The sequence below is a fragment of the Amycolatopsis sp. N2S4-7 genome (assembly GCF_058119595.1).
The window spans coordinates 7,550,069-7,566,201 of the sequence record NZ_CP172299.1 but is presented as its reverse complement, the minus strand read 5'-3'; the positions used below and the strand labels follow the sequence as shown (position 1 = coordinate 7,566,201).

11 protein-coding genes and 4 pseudogenes are annotated in these 16,133 nt (G+C 67.5%); 14 read left to right on the top strand and 1 reads right to left on the bottom strand.

Annotated elements, in window-relative coordinates:
* Positions 1-166: 166 nt before the first annotated feature.
* From ACH54P_RS35975 to ACH54P_RS35920, 12 genes and pseudogenes are all read left to right on the top strand, one after another.
* Positions 167-1,015, top strand: a pseudogene (locus ACH54P_RS35975) (SAM-dependent methyltransferase).
* Positions 1,016-1,567: 552 nt separating this feature from the next.
* Positions 1,568-1,738 carry a hypothetical protein gene (locus tag ACH54P_RS35970; protein ID WP_489907747.1) on the top strand — a complete coding sequence of 57 codons (171 nt, stop codon included), beginning with the start codon at positions 1,568-1,570 and terminating at the stop codon, positions 1,736-1,738.
* A 173-nt stretch (positions 1,739-1,911) separates the two neighbouring features.
* Positions 1,912-2,208 carry a hypothetical protein gene (locus ACH54P_RS35965; RefSeq protein ID WP_489907746.1) on the top strand — a complete coding sequence of 99 codons (297 nt, stop codon included), beginning with the start codon at positions 1,912-1,914 and terminating at the stop codon, positions 2,206-2,208.
* Complete coding sequence (locus ACH54P_RS35960) at positions 2,130-2,765, top strand: hypothetical protein (protein ID WP_489907745.1); 636 nt, start codon at positions 2,130-2,132, stop codon at positions 2,763-2,765. The genes ACH54P_RS35965 and ACH54P_RS35960 overlap by 79 nt, the downstream gene beginning before the upstream one ends.
* A gap of 1,192 nt (positions 2,766-3,957) precedes the next feature.
* Positions 3,958-4,307, top strand: a pseudogene (locus tag ACH54P_RS35955) (arsenate-mycothiol transferase ArsC).
* Positions 4,308-4,319: 12 nt separating this feature from the next.
* Positions 4,320-4,394 (top strand): annotated as a pseudogene (locus ACH54P_RS35950) (arsenate reductase ArsC); the annotation flags it as partial.
* A 92-nt stretch (positions 4,395-4,486) separates the two neighbouring features.
* Entirely contained in the window at positions 4,487-5,044 is a 558-nt protein-coding gene (locus ACH54P_RS35945) for a RipA family octameric membrane protein (RefSeq protein ID WP_489907744.1), read from the top strand.
* Between the two features lie 75 nt (positions 5,045-5,119).
* On the top strand, positions 5,120-7,324 hold the full coding sequence (locus tag ACH54P_RS35940) for a WD40 repeat domain-containing protein (protein WP_489907743.1): 2,205 nt from the start codon (positions 5,120-5,122) through the stop codon (positions 7,322-7,324).
* 13 nt (positions 7,325-7,337) lie between these two features.
* Entirely contained in the window at positions 7,338-9,887 is a 2,550-nt protein-coding gene (locus tag ACH54P_RS35935; protein ID WP_489907742.1) for a toll/interleukin-1 receptor domain-containing protein, read from the top strand.
* Positions 9,888-9,928: 41 nt separating this feature from the next.
* The gene (locus ACH54P_RS35930; protein ID WP_489907741.1) at positions 9,929-11,443 is read left to right on the top strand and encodes a toll/interleukin-1 receptor domain-containing protein; all 1,515 of its coding nucleotides are present in this window, start codon (positions 9,929-9,931) and stop codon (positions 11,441-11,443) included.
* An 865-nt stretch (positions 11,444-12,308) separates the two neighbouring features.
* Positions 12,309-12,827, top strand: coding sequence for a hypothetical protein (locus ACH54P_RS35925; protein ID WP_489907740.1), 519 nt, complete (start codon positions 12,309-12,311; stop codon positions 12,825-12,827).
* Positions 12,817-13,827, top strand: coding sequence for a caspase family protein (locus ACH54P_RS35920; RefSeq protein ID WP_489907739.1), 1,011 nt, complete (start codon positions 12,817-12,819; stop codon positions 13,825-13,827). The genes ACH54P_RS35925 and ACH54P_RS35920 overlap by 11 nt, the downstream gene beginning before the upstream one ends.
* Here ACH54P_RS35920 and ACH54P_RS35915 read toward each other — a convergent pair.
* On the bottom strand, positions 13,784-14,359 hold the full coding sequence (locus ACH54P_RS35915; protein ID WP_489907738.1) for a hypothetical protein: 576 nt from the start codon (positions 14,357-14,359) through the stop codon (positions 13,784-13,786). The genes ACH54P_RS35920 and ACH54P_RS35915 overlap by 44 nt on opposite strands.
* A gap of 121 nt (positions 14,360-14,480) precedes the next feature.
* Here ACH54P_RS35915 and ACH54P_RS35910 point away from each other — a divergent pair, with 121 nt between their 5' ends.
* Together ACH54P_RS35910 and ACH54P_RS35905 are read left to right on the top strand one after the other, a co-directional pair.
* Positions 14,481-15,245 (top strand): hypothetical protein, encoded by a 765-nt coding sequence (locus ACH54P_RS35910; protein WP_489907737.1) that lies wholly within the window; start codon positions 14,481-14,483, stop codon positions 15,243-15,245.
* A pseudogene (locus ACH54P_RS35905) lies at positions 15,160-15,648 on the top strand (recombinase family protein); the annotation flags it as partial. The gene ACH54P_RS35910 and the pseudogene ACH54P_RS35905, both read left to right, overlap by 86 nt.
* Positions 15,649-16,133 lie beyond the last annotated feature (485 nt).

Sequence of the window (16,133 nt, the reverse complement as noted above, 5' to 3'; positions counted from 1 at the left end):
GCTGGCGGCGATCAGCCACGCGATGTGTGGCTCCGCCAGCGCCTGCGCCCTGTGGGTGAGCAACTCACCCACAGTTACCACCAGGCAGCTGTCCCCCTTTTACGGTGCGAAGCCGAGCCACTACGCTGCAGTGACCATCGCTGTGACGGCCGTGTGTGAGGGTGGAATGACGCAGTCGGAGTTCCTGGCGCCAAGTTCAGTCCCGGTCGGCGTGGATCCCACTCGGGCCAGCATCGCCCGGGTCTACGACGCCGCGCTCGGCGGCAAGGACAACTACGAGATCGACCGCGAAGTGCTGCGGCAGGTCGCCACCCGAGCCCCCGAGGTCGCCGACCTGGCCTGGTCCAACCGCAACTTCCTGACGCGCGCCGTGCGGTTCCTCGCCCAGCAGGCGAAGATCAAGCAGTTCCTCGACTGCGGCTCCGGCCTGCCCACCGCGGAGAACACCCACCAGATCGCGCAACGGGTCGACCCGACACCCAGGTCGTGTACGTCGACAACGACCCGGTCGTCATCGCGCACGGCCGCGCGATCCTCGAGGAAAACCCGAACACCCACTTCGTCTCCGAAGACATCTTCCAACCCGCCGAGGTGCTGAACAACGAAACGGTCCGCGAGCACCTCGATTTCACCCGGCCACTGGCGCTGCTGCAGGTCGGGACGCTGCACCACTACACCGCCGACAACGGCGCCGATCTGATGCGCGACTACATCACCGCGCTGCCCAGCGGCTCCTTCGTGGTCATCGCCCACTTCTTCGACCCGGAAATCGAAGAACTCAGCGGCCTGGCCCGCAAGATGGAAGACCTGTTCCTCCACAGCCCCATGGGCTCCGGGAAGTTCCGCACGAACGACAGATCCTCCAGTTCGTCGACGGGCTGGAAATCATGCCCCCAGGGCCGGGCAAGGAGCCGAAACTCGAGCTGTGCGACTACTGGTGGCCGACGGACCGAAACTGACCCCACTCAACCAAGTCGAACGCTGCATCGCTGGCGTCGTCGCACGCAAGCCATAACCCGCGCATCCACGGGTCCCGGGCGCCGTAGCCTGCGCTCGGGCGCCGCGCGAAGCGCTGCCCATCCCGCAATGTTTCGCCGTCCGACTGTCCGGACCTACCTGGCAGAATCGTGGCCGCAGCGGCCAGCATTACCACCTGGCTGAACAGGAGCTGGTCGAGTACGGCCGCTCCGCGGCCTGGGTCTCTCGCGGATCGAGTCCCACAGGGACCAACCCGACCTGATTAAGGCGCTACACCGCCACGTCCGGCCGCTGATCACTGCCTGACTCCGCGGCCCGGCCGGCCTGCGTGCGGGGTCCGGCTTGACCGCACCGGGGCTGGACCAGCCCCGACCGCAACCTGCCTCTCGTGCTGGCGTTCCAGGAGCGTCTGCTGGTCCGGCTCCGGCTGGATCCAGCCCTAGCGCGGCGCCGGCGATGGCCGGTACTTCTACGATCTTCACCTGATCATGCGGCTCATCCGCCGATCGTGGCCCTTCGCGGCGCGGTTCGCGGCGCTGGAACTCGACTCAACCTGATCGACGGTCACATCGCCGAGGTCGACCGGGAGATGTCCCGACTACGGGCCGCCAGGCAGCAGGTCAACGACCTGCGGCTACGAGGCGGCCCCGCCACCGATCCACGCACCTGCGGACACCTACTGACCCTGGCCGACCAGCTGCGCGCCGACGGCGACGCGCTCACCGAGCTGGTCGCCTCCGTCGAGGGCGACAGCGTGTAGTTCCGGGACCTCGAGCAGTTCCTCCGGCACTGCTCACCACGCATGCGCACGGCGGCGCGCGAACACGTCACCGCAAGCCGGCCGCAACCACGCCCCACCAAGCCACCGCCACTATGGCGGCGGCCCCGGCCACGACCGGCCACCACCACCCGAGGCACTCCCGGTGGCCGGTCGTGGCCGCAGATGAACTCGACCTGCACCCGCTCCGGCTGGAACTGCACCGCATTCCCCAGCACCTCCCCGACCACCACCTGGAACCGCTGACTGCCCTCGCGGACGGCCCGGCCGCGCTGCTGCGCAGCTTCCGGCGCTTCGCGGCGATCACCCTGGCCCAAGCCGCGAGCGGCCTGACCGTCGAAGCCGCCACCGCCGCGCTCGGCTTCCCGGCCGGGTGCGGCGCGAACGCCCGCAGCACCGTCGCCGCTGGGCCGACGCCCTCCACCGGCACAGCGAGCTGGAAACGGCGCTGAACGAGACCATCGACCGGCTCAACACCGAGCCGCTCGAGGTCGACTGCCGGGCGCGGCGCAGCGCGCTCGCCGCCTGGCGGATTCCGGCCACGTCCGGGGAGGCCGTCGCCGCCGAACTGCAGACGAAGCAGCGACTCCGCGACCCGGGGATCCGCGCCGACTGGGGCCCGAACAAGCACCGGGCCACCTCGCTGCTGCTGTGGGTCGTCATGACCCGCGGCGACTACCTCGCCGCCCCGGACTTCCGTACCGCGGCCGGACCGAAGGACCGCGTGTTCATCAGAACCGTGCATTGCCTGATGTTCTACCTCGGCAAGCCCCCGTCGGCGCCGGGACGCGGCGGGCACGTGTTCGAGCTGCTCGACGCCGTCGCCGATTTCCAAGGCGAGGTCGAACACGCCGTCGACGCCGGGACGGACCACATGTCCCGACCTGGCAGCGTGCGACGGAGTCCGAGGCGACGCGCTGGTGGGGTGCATGAAGTCGGCGCAGATTCGCAGCGCTCGACCTCACCCTCCGGCTGCTGCGGGAGAAGCGCGACGAGGCTCAGCGACTGACTTCGATCAGGAAGGAGGTCGACCTAGGTTTCCCCGTGATCCGGCAGCAGTAGCTCGGGAACTCGGCACGGCGGTCGGACGTTGTCGTCACGTGACTAGCCCAAGCACAGGGTTCGCTGGAGGCTAACTCACATGGAACTGAGCGAGATTCTCGCTCACGTTCTGCAGATCCTGCGGGGTTTGACGCCGGTGCGCATCATCGCCGGAGTCAACACCCTCTACGGACTGCTCGCAGTGGTAGTTTTCGTGATCGGTCAGACCCTACGGGCCTACTGGAAGCTGGTGAGATGGAAAGCCGAGTTCGAGCTCAGGAGCGCACAGTTCCTGGCCGACCGCGGGCACCCCGTCGCACCTCCGCGCATTCAGTCCGCCCGCCCTCGGCCGCCGCGTCGCTCTCCGAACGGGAGACGGCCCGCCCGCCGGCAGGGCACCGGGCGCCGATCACGACGGCGTCGGCGACGACGCCGTCGCTCGCGCTGAGCGAGGGAACTTTCCGACTCAGCAAAGTGCAGCACCCCCTGGTCTTTCGCGAGCCGATGGTCGGACTCCGAAGGGCGACCCGCTGGTCGGTGGCCTCCTGGGCCAGCCGGCTCCCGGTCATACCGCCAACCCCCGTGCCTGCCTCCACACGTGACAACGTGAAAGCGAACCCACAAAAGTAGTTGAACTACGGGGATTCCCCCGGGCGGACTTACCGCTCGGGGGTTTTCTTACTTCACGGTTCGCTACGTTGAGTAACAAGACCGTTGTCAGCATGTCACGCTGAGTGGATCGGTCGTCATCGAGACCCCTAAACCGCGTGTCGCCTTGCTTAGTGCAGAGAAGTCAGTAACGCGCAAACCGGGCCTTCGACGCCGGACTGCACGCAATGCCTCACCAGTGGGACCTGCCGCGAGCTGGCGGGGCAAGCCGGCCAGCCGCCGGCACCGAGCATGCGGCCAGCAGTGGCTGCCGCTGGTGGCACGTCTGCACTGAGCCCACCTCTCCTCACGCCCATCCGCCGAGTTGTCGCCGTCCAGCTCACTCATCCCAGATCGCGGTACACCTGACAGCAGCTTGAGCGCCATCGGTGCCCGCGGCCGCCCGGTTCGCCCGCGAACGGCTGATCGACCTCGGCCGGGCAGAAGGGCTGACGCAGGTCACCGTCCGGCAGGTGCTGTTCCTCTGCGTCCACAACGTCGGCCGCTCGCAGATGGCCGCGGCCCTGCTCGACCACCACGCCTTCGGCCGGGTCACGTGCGCTCGGCAGGCTCGCAGCCCAGGGGTGAGAGCCCGAGATCATCACCGCCGCACTGCGGGAGCTGCACGTCCCGCTTGAGGCCGCCTGCCCGAAGCCGGCTCACCGATGAGGTGCTGCGCGCCTCCGACGTCGTGGTCACCATAGGCTGCGGCGACGCGTGCGCGACCTACCCGGGCAAACGCTACCTGGACTGGGACATCCCCGACCCGGACGGCGAGCCGCTGCACATGGTCCGCCGCATCCGCGACGAGATCGACCGCCACGTCCGCGGCCTGCTCGACAAGCTCGGCAACCAACCGTGAAAGGAACCCCCCATGGCCCGCACTCCCGAAGTGCTATTCGTCTGCGTGCACAACGCCGGCCGCTCCCAGATGGCCGCCGCGCTGCTGCAGGGCGTCCTCGAAGCCGTGAAGGTCGAGCCAGAGTTATATGCCGTGACGAATTATGTCAAGTGACAGGCGACTGAGCCTAGAGTGGGCCTGTGATCCAATTCCTGTTCCGGTACTTCCGGGCGAAGCCGATCGATCTCGTGGAGGTCCGCAGTGGTCTGTGGACTGAAGCGGTCGATGAGGCCACGTACGCCGTCGACAAGGCCGCCTACCAGATGGCGGTTCTCGAACAGTACAAGATTTACGTGGAGATGGCCGATCGCGTCAGCGCCCGGCGAGCGCTGGCCAACGGTTTCTTCCTCAGCTTGAACACCGCGACCCTGACCGCGGCGGGCGCGTTGTGGGACTCGAAGTTCCTGACTTCGTGGCTGCTGTTCCTCCCGCTGTGCCTCCTGCTGGCGCAGACAGCGGCCTGGTTCTGGATCGTCCGGTCGTATCGCCAGCTCAACACGGCCAAGTACGTGGTGGTGGGGATGCTGGAGGAGAGGCTGCCGGCGTCCCCGTATTGGCGTGCGGAGTGGAAGGCGCTCGGCGAGGGGAAGGACAAGGCCCTGTACTGGCCGCTGACTCACCTCGAGCAGTGGCTGCCCGTGATCCTGGCCGTCGTGTATGTCCTGGGGTTCATCGTTGCGGTAGCGGTACCACACTGATCCGGCCGCCCGCCGTAACGCGCCTCGCTGATTCCGCGACTCCCACCTCGATGTCCGAGGCCGAGGAGGATCATCGTGACGCAGGGGGTGGTCCGCACCGGTTCGGCGGTTGCGGTGATCGCCGCCACGGCTGACCTCGCGACTGCGACGCAGGTTGCGAGCGGGTTGGACGCCTTGGGGGTGTCGGCCGACGTCAACCCGCCCGAAGTGGCGGAGCGGGCCGTGGTCGTCGTTTCCGCGAATGCCGGGCTGGACACAGTGTGGCGGGATGCGGTGCGAGTGCACGAGCGGGCTCGGCTGGTGCCGATCCGGGTCGGCACCGTGGATGCGAACGGTCTGCCCGCGGCGGTGACCGAGCCGAACTGGATCGCGTGGTCCGCGTCCGCCGCGCCAGTGCGGCTGAGCGAGGTTTTCGCCGCCCTCCATTCCGACATGTCGCGCTACCGCACCCATCGCAGCCTGGCCGCGTCGGCGGCCGAATGGCAGGGAGCCGGCCGGCCTGGGCACCTGCTGATCACCGAGTACGAGGCGGTGGAGCACGCCGTCCGCCACCTCGCCGACGCCGCGCACGATCCGCTGGCCACGCCGACGCCCCTGATCCGCGAGTACGTCGAGTGTTCGCGTCGCGACGCGAAGGGAATCCGGCGCAGGCGTAATCGCCGCTGGTGGCTCCGCGGACTGGCGACCGTCATCGCCGTGGCGATCGCGGTCACGGTCTTCGTCCTCATCCGCACCGCCGCCGGGGTGACCAATCTGCAGTTCCAGGCGACGACGGTCCCGTGGCTGATGCAGGCGAGGCCGGATCGGACCGCCATGCTGTCCGCGGCTCTGGTGCTCCAAGCCGATGCCGACCACAAGACGCAGCCGCGGAGCACCACCTATGCAGCTCTCGGCCAGCCGTGGTCGCTTGGCCTGGTCGGCGCCAACCATCCCACGACGATCCAGCTCGCCGTGCTCGACCGCGACGGGCGGCGCACGCTGGGGCTGGACGCCAACGGCCTGTTGGCCTTGTGGGACAACGAGTCGCTGAACCTGACCTGGCAACACGCGGTGGACGGTGCCGCCTCGCCGGTCGATTTCGACGCGGATCCCGATCTGACCCGGATCGTCCTCGGTACCGGGCAGGGGCTGCAGCTGATCACTCGCGAGCCGTGGGCCCAGCGCGCCATCCCGCTTCCGGAGCCACCTTCGGCTGTCGCCATCGCCGGCGATAAACAACTGGCCGCCGTCGCCACGGGCCGAGGCGACCTGTTCACTGTGGGCTTCGCGACCGGGACGCCGGGCCCGTCTCTGCACTTCGACCGGGTCTTCGATCTCCGACAGACCGACGACGGCGGCGTCCGGGCTCTCGTCCGGTCCGGCGACAACCTGCTGGTCGTCGACCCTGTGACGGGTACCCGGTCCCAGCCCCTTTCCTATCCCGACCACCGGTTTGCTCAGGCGGTGCTGGCCCCGGACGGACTGGGCGTCGCGACCGTCGGGCCGGATCGCCAGCTCTACTACAGCGCTGGCGACGGCCCGCTCCGGCCGACGGGCAAGGCACTCGCGAATCCCAACTCGGTGCTGACGGTGTTGCCCGGTGGCCGGATCGTCTACGGAGGCCCGGAGTTCGGCGTCCACGTGTTCGACGTTCGTGCCGGTGTCGCGGTCGGGGAAGTGTGCCGCACCGAAACGCCGGTAATGGCCGTACGCGCCGCCGCGGACGGTGACATGCTGGCGTGCCTGGACAGCTTCATCGTCGATCTCTGGCGGTCACGGGCCTTCGGTCCCTTGCCCACCGAACCGGAGGCCGCACACGGTACTTCGCGCGCACCGTCCATGGCGGACAGCGGGCTGAACGCGACCGGCGGCCATGACGGCCGCCTGGAGATCACGTGGCAAGGGGCACGCTGGCGGATCCCGGTGTCGGCCGCACCGGTGACAGCTGTGAGCGTGAACGCCGCAACCCGATCCGTCCTCGCCGGTGCCGCGGACGGGACCGTGGTTCAGGTCATCGTCTCGAGCTCCGCCGCCTCAGAAGTCGTGCGGTGGTCCGTTCCGGATGGCTCGCCGGTGACGTCAGTGGGCACGGCAAGCCCGCGCCGGCTGCTCATCGGGACCGGACGCGGTCTGTGGTGGTCACCGACCTCATGCGACGGCTGCGACCAGGACGACGTGCTCGTTGAGCGTGTCCGAGAGCGGTTATGGGGCTGTTACACGGAAAACCAGTTCGATTTCCTCGATGACGACAGCCGTGAGCGGCTCGGGATCCAGGCCTGCCAGCCTGAACCGGCCGAGTAAGGGGGACGCGGCGGTGAAGCAGGTGTTCGTCTCGTATGCGCGAGCCGACGAAGCAGTGGTCAAGCAGATCGTCGCCCGGCTGGAGGGCGCCGGCGTCAGCTGCTGGTTCGACCAGCGTGACATCCCGGTCTCGGTGCCGTGGCTGGAAGAGGTCCGGGAGGCGATTCTCCGATCCGCGGTCTTCGTCGGCTGTGAATCCTTGCACTGGTACGCGTCGCAAGCCTGCCTCATCGAGAAGGCGACGGCAGACGAGTTCGGGAAGAAAATCGTCCACATCGACGTCGTCGATCAGGAACCCACTGCCGGCGCGCGCTTGATTCACAACGCCGTACTGGCTCAGACCGACGACAACCGGGCACACACGGACTTACTGGTCCGCAGCTCCGTCTGGGATCGGCGGGGACGCCAGAGACACGACTTGGCCGGCGGGGTCGCGTTGCGCGCGCACCGCCGGGTCGCCAAAGACGAGAACCGCGCGTTTACCAGCACCGCACGGTCCTTTCTCGACGCCAGCGTACGGCGACACCGGCAGCGCGCATGGCTCTCGCGGTTGGGCGGGCTGGTTCTCGTTCTGGCCGCACTGGTCACTTACGTGTTCGTCGGTGCACGCGAGAAAGCGGCGGAGAACCTGGCGAACGCCGCCAACGCCTACAGCGCCGCAGCGACCGTGCACGGGCATATCGACCGAGATCCCTACGACGGCATGCGCGCCGCCACCGCGCTGGCCGCCGGTCTCAGCCAGACCGGGTATCTGGGACTGCTGGGCTTGCAGGACGCGATGAACGTCCCCGTGCCCGACCGGTCCACGGAACTGCCGGGTACTCCGCTCGCCGGGTTCGCTTCCGGGGTCATCGCCGGCGAGCCGACGGTGTACGCGGCCGACGGGCACGCCGGCCCCTTGAAGACGGAGTGGCCGGCCGCGGTCTCCTCGGTCGCGACGAGCGCGGATGGCGCTGTCGTGGTCGTGGCAGGTCCTGACGGAACCGGCGCGCGAATCGCGGGCCGCTCGATGCCCGTTCCCTGCCGCGGCACCGCCGCCATCTCGGCATCCGGGAAAACGGTGGGATTCACCGACGGCCAAAACCTCTGCGTTTGGCATCCCCTCGACGGCGGGGTACGCCGGTGGCGGGGAGCCGGCGGCGGGAAGATGGCCGTGACTGACGAGTACGTTGCGCTCGGCCTGGACACGGGACGGCTGACGGTTTTCTCGCCGACCGGCTCGGTGGTGGCTGACGTCGACGGAGACGGCGGCGTCATGGACATCGTGGCCTCGGCTGATGGATCGCGGATCGCGGTCGTGCGGGCGGGCCGGTCCTCGGTGGAGGTTCGAGCGCTCGCGACTGGAGCGCTGTACCGGTCCTTGGCCGCGACCGGACTCGTCAGATTTTCCCCTGACAGCAGAACGCTCGCCGTCGGACGGGGTGGTGCGATCGAGCTGTGGGATCTCGCGACCGGCGTGCTGCGAGCCGATCTGCGTGGCGGGGTGGGGGCCGTGCGCGAGTTGGCGTGGACGGCCGACGGCCGCCAGATCTGGGCTATTGCGGGCGAGCATCGGCTCACGAGATGGCCGTGGCGCCACGGTGACCGTCTCTTTGACGACCCCCGCACCTGGTTCGTCGCGCTGTCGGAGGCAGACGGCGACGGAAGGTTCCTCGCGACCACTCAAGACGGGCGAGTCATCGCGATTGACCAGCGGAACCCGCATACCAGCCTGGTGCGGCAGACGACGGCAACCCGCGTGATCACCGCCGCCGTCGACACGGCACGGACCAAGGCCGTCCTCGGCTCGGCCGGGACCATTCTCATCGCCGAGTTGCCGGCCGGCCGGGAAACCAAGGTGGCGGTAAACGACTGCACGCCGGTGTCCCTGACCTTCGCCGAGGCAGGCGCTGCGGTGATCGTGGCCTGCGTGGAGGGCGACATCCTGGCCGTCGATACCCGATCGGGGAAGATCACCGCGAGAACACCGGTTCCGTACGGAGGTGCCTCCGCGGTCGCCGTCGGTCCAGACGGCGAGTTGTACGTGGCAACGGGAATCGGTTTCGTCGAGCAAACCGACGTCTCACTCGGGAACCTGCGGTTGGTATACAGCACGCCGCTGGATCACAGCTACTGGCAAGACATCGCGGTCTCCGCCGACGGAGGCGCCGTCGCGCTGGTCGGCGACGGAACCGGCAACGTCGGCCACGCCCTCGTCGGGAACCGCGGCGACGACGGCAGCTGGAAGTGGTCACGGTTGCTCGTGCCGTTGCGGCCGGGACAGCAGGCGCGTTCGGTGGTGGTGAACCACGACGGTTCCCGCGGCGCGATCGGACTTTCCGACGGCACCGTGGAATATTGGGTCCCTCGAGACGGTAACCCCGGGATGATCCTGACCGAGACGTCGGGTGCGGTCCGCGGATTGGCTTTCACCTCGGACGGCAGCCACGTCGTCGCGGTCACCCGGGATGGCGTGGTCGACGTCCTGCCCGGCTGTGCCTCGTGCGGGGACAGCCGGGCTCTGACGGCCGATGCGAACCGGGTACTGGCCGACGCCGTCCGGATGGGACTGACGACGCCGTGACCCGTGCAAGTTCGTCGGAACCCGGAAGTATGCTCGATAGCATGACGACCGGAGAGGCCAAGCACGTCTTCATCTCCTACGTGCACGAAGACTCGGCGCAGGTCGATCAGCTGTGCCAGGCGCTGGAGGCGGCACAGATCCCCTACTGGCGCGACCGGACTTCGCTGGCCCCCGGCGACCAGTGGAAGGACAAGGTCCGCGAGGCCATCCGTGCCGGATCGCTGGTGTTCCTCGCCTGTTTCTCCGAGCAGTCCCGGGCGAAGCCGAAGTCGTACATGAACGAGGAACTCACCCTCGCGACCGAAGAGTTCCGCCTGTACCCGCCCGGAGCGACCTGGCTGATCCCGGTGCGTTTCGACGACGGCGACATCCCGGAGTGGAACCTCCGTGCCGACCGCACGCTCAGGGACCTCAACTACATCGACCTCTTCGGTGATCAGTACCTGGTCAACATGGTCGCGTTGACGACCACCATCGGCAAGGTCATGGGCACGACCGGACCGGACCCGGCGACGGTGCGCGCTTCGCTCGCCGAGGCTGACGCCGCCAGCCGTCCAGCCACCGTCCGCCGCATGACCAAGGAGATGATTATCGATCCGCAAAAGCGGATCGAGCTCGATGACCTCATCTCAGCGGAGACTCAGCGGCTCCTGACGGCCATGCGGGACGAAGAGAAGTTCCCGACTCAGCAACTGGAAGGGTCCAACGAGGACCAGGTGGTGCGTTGTGCCGAGACTGTAGCGTTGTACTGGCAACTGTCGGAGCCCTTTGTCGCCTCACTCCAGGTTGCTGCTCGGTGGGGCGACGAACAGACCTTGATGCCGTGGGTTTCAGGGCTGCGGGCTGTCGCGAGCGAAGCTTCGAAGGTGCAAGGTGGCGTCGTCGCCTTGCTGAGCCTGCGACACGTGCCGGCGCTGATCGCCACGTTTACGGCCGCTCTGGCGGCGACCGGTCAGGGGCGGTGGGACAATCTGAAAGCCTTGCTCGTCGACGTCACCGTTCCCCATCCATACGGCGAAGGCCGCGTCCCTCTCGCCGAGGCGGAGAACCCTTGGACCCCCTTCGGTGACTTGGGTCATGTGCTGCCGAGCGTCGTTGCTCGAGTTGCCAAGACCGGCGAGGACGCACGCACTGCCTTTGGTGTCTTCACACAGAAGCAAGCCGGCAAGTATCGTGCGCCCGTTGCCGAGTGGTTACACGCCATTCTTCGTCCTCATTTCACTGATCAGTATGCGGATGACTCGACCTATGACGACGCTTTCGATCGGGCAGAATTGCTTCTGGGACTTATTTCCCAGGATATCGATAATATTAGAAATGCTGCCGATTCGAAACGAACGTGGGTGGGACGTTCTAGTTGGTTTGGTCGCTCTGTGTGGCGCGCCCACTTTGGAAGTGGGGTGATAGGTGTTGTGTCCGCTGAACTCGAAGCGCAGGGATCGTCGTGGCTGCCGCTGAATGCTGGCCTGTTTGGTGGTGATGTTGATCGTGCAACAGTTGCAGTAAAAGATTACGCCGAGCAATTCAACGAGATGGCACGCTCTTTTCGTTTTTAGCTTTTTAGATACGATTGACGTGGATGGATGTCCCGGCAATCAGCCGACCCTCGGAAAGGCTGCCGAGCCGCCCACGCTTGCACCGCACCCGCTGCGGCCGCCGCCTGGGTCGGCGAACGCATCGCCCAAAGTGCGCCGGGACCTGACACGACACCGTCTTCCTTGAAGGTCGCAGCCCGGTCAGCTGACGACAGGGGCGGCCATTCGGGCATGCTCGGCCCTGTCACGCGACGCTAACGACTTCGTCGCATGGACACCGGCCTGGGCGGCGTCTTTGGCCGCAATATAAGGCGCCCAGTGTGCTGGGGACGTGCATGTATTCGAAGTTGCAATATTCCAGCGGAGGCTTGGCCTGTTCAACGCACTGCATCGCCTCGTGGCAGCCTCGCGGACTTCCCGCCCGCGTCTATCGTTAGGCCATTCGAGTGGCAGACAGTGCGCACCGGAACGTGGTCAGCGTGGCCAGCGACCACCAGCCATGGCGCACCGTAGAGTCGTGCGCTCTCACGTTGGGAGGCGTGGTGGGGCGGATCGTGTGCGTGCACGGCATCGGCCAGCAGGTCGCCGGCGAGCAGTCTCTGTTGCGGGACTGGGCACCCGCCCTCCTGGACGGGCTTACCCTCGCTGGCCATCGCAACGCCGCGACCGCCGATGACATCGCGATGGGCTTCTACGGGAACCTGTTCCGCCCGGCCGGGGAGCTGCTGGCGGCCCGGGACCCGATGTTCACCGCAGCCGACGTCGATTCCGCTTCGAGGAAGAGCTGCTGCTGGCGTGGTGGCGGGAGGCCGCGCGAGCGGATCCCCAGGTCGCGCCATCGGGGGCAGACACGCTGGTACGTGCGCCGGGCTCGGTGCAGGCCGCGTTGCGGCAGCTGTCCCGATCGCGGTTCTTCGGGGGCCTGGCGTTGCGGGCATTGGTATTCGATCTCAAACAGGTCAGTCGCTACCTGCAAGACCAACAGGTGCGCGAGGCAGCGCGAGCGGCTGTCCGGAAGCTGATCACGGCAGAGACCCAGGTCGTCGTGGCGCACTCACTCGGGTCGGTCGTTGCGTACGAGGTCTTGGCTTCGATGCCGGGACACCAGGTGCAGACGCTGGTGACGCTCGGGTCACCGCTCGGGATCGCGAACCTGATCTTCGACCGACTGGACCCGACGCCACGCGACGGGCTCGGGGTCTGGCCGGGCTCGGACAAGCTGGTGTGGACGAACGTGGCCGATCACGGCGACATCGTCGCGCTCGAGAAGGACCTCCGCCCACGATTCGGACCACGGGTGATCAACGCCGTCGTGCACAACGGTGCCCACGCCCACGCCGTCACCGCCTACCTCACCGACAAGCTCACCGGCACGGCCATCGCGGGAGGCATGGATGCACGATGACGGCGATCAGCCGCGGCGTTTCTTGATCGCGACCACCGTCGCGCGCTACCCGAAGGCTCCGCAGTGGGACCGGCCCGGGCTCATCGAGGCCCGCGACGAGATCATCAGGCTGTTCACCGAGGATCTCGGCTACCAGCACGTCAGCACTCTGGGACTGAACCCGACCAAGGACCAGCTGACCACGCTGTTGCGCGCGTTCTGCCGTGACGAGGTCCGGCAACCGAGCGACATCGTGGCCGTCTACATCGGCAGTCACGGCGAAGTCCTCGACGACACCCACGAGCATGTGCTGCTGACCACCGACATCGATCCTGACGATGTCGAGGACGCGCTGCCCACGGCGGAGCTGGCCCGCAAGATGTTGCTCAAGACCGGGGTCCGGCGGGTGCTGCTGATGCTGGACACCTGCTACTCCGGCCAGGGTGGCAGCGAACTCACCGCCGCCGCCATCACCACCATGACCAGTGGCTGGGGCGACAACCATGGCGCGGGCCTGGCCGTGATCACCTCCGCGCAACCGTCCGAGCAAGCCGCGACGGGAGCCTTTCCGCGGTTGCTGCGCGACGCCGTCCGGGCCCTGCCGACCGCCGGATACAACCCGGCGACATTGCCGCTGGACTCAGTCATGAAGGCGATGAACGCCAGCGAGGACAAACCCGGTCACCAGCGGATCGGGCATACCGTCACCGGTTTGACCGGGGAGGTTCCGCCGTTCCTGCCCAACCCGCGCCACGACCGGCGGATGACCGAGGTCGACCTGGCCATCCAGCACGCCAGCGAGTTCGAGGTCCAGGCCGAGCGCCGCGACATCGAACTCCGGACCCGGCTGCTGGTCCGCGCCATGGGCGGCAGCAGCAACGGTACCGGCGGCTGGTGGTTCGCCGGCCGCCACACCGCACTGCTGGACATCACCGCCTGGCTGCACCACCCCGACCCGTCTCGACCGCTGCAGGTGGTCACGGCAACCCGGGATCCGGCAAGACCGCCGTTCTCGGCCTGATCGCCACCCTCACCCACTCTGACTGGCGCCCCACGGTGCCGTTGGACGGCCTGGGACTGCCGGCTGCAGCTGTGCCAACAAGGGTTCGGTGGATGTGGCGATCTACGCCCAGAGCCTGAGCACTGAGCAAGTGCTGGCCGGCATCGCGGCCGCCGTGCACTCCCACGCCAGCACGCCGGGCCAGCTGCTGGAGGAGCTCATAGGCAGAGACAGGCCGCTGACTGTGCTGCTCGATGCCCTCGACGAAGCCGCCGACCCCGACCACCTCACCCGCCGCCTGCTCCGACCTCTCGTCGACCACGCCGCGGGGAGATTGCGACTGCTCGTCGGCACCCGGGACTTCCTTCTGGAGCGTCTTGGCCCGTTGCGCGATCACACGATCGACTTGGACGCCGACCGATACGCCGACCTCCTGGCGCTCACCACCTACGCCGCCCGCGGCCTGCTCGAAGCCAACCTCGACAGCCCCTACCGCACCGAGACGCCGCAGCTGCTGCGCGCCGTCGCGGAAGCCGTCGCCCAGGCCGCTCATCCATCGTTCCTGGTTGCGCGGATCACCAGCGCCACCCTCGCCGCCCAAGACGAGGCCGCCGATCCGCAAGATTCTGTTTGGCGCCGGGCCCTTCCGCAGCTACCCGGGCAGGCGATGCACCGTGACCTCGAAACCCGTCTCGGCGACAAGGCCGCGAAAGTCCGGGATTTGCTTCGCCCGCTCGCGTTCGCCGAAGGCCAGGGCCTGCCCTGGGAAGACATCTGGGCTGCCGTCGCCTCCCGCGCCGCCGACACCCACCTACACCGACGTAGACCTGCTCTGGCTGCGGAAACACGCCGGCTCCTACGTCGTCGAAGCCACCGAGGACGGCCGCTCCACCTACAGGCTCTACCACCAAGCCCTCGCCGACCACCTCCAAGCCGGCAGCGACGCCGCAGCCATACACAACGCCATCGCCGAGATCCTGATCGCCCGCGTACCACGCACACTCGAAGGCCACCGCGACTGGACCCGCGCCCACCCGTACACCTTGCGGCACCTTGCCACCCACGCCGCCCTTGCAGGCGAGATCGATGCGCTGATCACCGAAGCTGACTACCTCGTGCACGCGGAACCCGGCGCGCTCCTGCTGGCCCTGCACCAGACCAGCACCGACGCCGGCGCGCTCACTGCGGCGGTCTACCGCGGCTCCGCTGACATCCACCGCCATCTCCTAACAACACGCCGCCGCCAGGTTCTCGCTGCCGACGCCGCCCGCTTCCGTGCGACACGACTCCAACACGACGTGTCCGCACCGCTGAGGTGGCAACCCCGCTGGGCGACCGGCCGACAAGCTGCCCATGCCCTCCACACCACCTTCACTGGCCACACCGATGCGGTGGAGGCGGTCGCCTGCACCAGCCATCGCGGATCGACTCAACGATGACCCGGGCACCTACCCACCGCCCATACCGAGCATCCCCAGCCGCGCTGCCGGGAAATGGACTTACTCGAGCGTCCGCGACGTCCTCACCAACCCGAAGTACACCGGGCACATGGTGTGGAACCGGCGCGGACGCAAGACGCGCGGCAATCGAGCGAACCCGGTCCAGGAGTGGGTATGGTCGGCCACACCTACCCACGATCCCCTCGTGGACCTCGACACTTGGCTTCAAGCCCAAGACATCGGCGGACACCGCTTCGGATCCCGAAGCACCAGCAACCTCAACGCCAAACACCCGCAGACGAAACGATCTTACCTCTTCCGCACCTACCTCTTCTGCAGCGCATGCGGACGGCGCATGTACGGCAAGACCAGGCGTGACGTGGCCTACTACATGTGCAAGCCCAAGAAGGCATACATCCCCGAGGGCCACCTGACCAACAGTCTCTGGGTCCGAGAAGAGGGGTTGATCGACAAACTCAACGAATTCCTGTCCAGCCAAGTCTTCGGCACCTACCGTCAGTCCCTGCTGGGACATCGGACCCGCGAACTGAGCGAATCCAAGGCTGCCGATCGCGCGCAACGAATCGCGACGATTCGTCGGGAGATCGAGGCCACCGAGCTCAAGAGCAAGCGAGCCCTTCGCAACCTCGAGTTGTTCGACAAGCTCGACCAGGCTCTGATCCGAGACATCAACGATCGCCGGGCAGAACTCCACCAGGCAAAGGTTCGACTCGAAGCCCAGCTGGCCGACGCCGAGGCAGCCATCCAGCAGTCCGCCAACCCCGACCTGCTCCAAATGCTGCCCACCGGTGAGATAGACCTTGGAGACCTCCCCGAAGACATCGCGCGCCGGCTCTTCGAAGCACTACGGCTCGAACTGCACTACGA